Below are 209 nucleotides of genomic sequence, written 5' to 3' on the forward strand. Positions count from 1 at the left end.
ACACTGGATTCGTTTGTACAGTTGGGCGTTCAGGCGCTGGACCGGTTACTGGCACCGCTGAATGTTTTTACCCAGTTGGGGTTGAAGGCGTTTGAAGAATTAAAAGCCAGCCTCGCCTTCTTTGCTGATTTGGGTATTCAGGCCCTGGACAAGCTGAAAGCGACACTGGATTCGTTTGTACAGCTGGGCGTTCAGGCGCTGGACCGGTT

1 protein-coding gene is annotated in these 209 nt (G+C 52.6%); it reads left to right on the top strand.

The genetic code is table 11. From position 1 onward, the window contains the following. Positions 1-209: hypothetical protein (locus tag Xhom_RS25505; RefSeq protein ID WP_145957545.1), on the top strand; the 209-nt coding region annotated here is incomplete at both ends.

This window comes from Xenorhabdus hominickii (assembly GCF_002632725.1).
Classification (GTDB): Bacteria; Pseudomonadota; Gammaproteobacteria; order Enterobacterales; family Enterobacteriaceae; genus Xenorhabdus; species Xenorhabdus hominickii.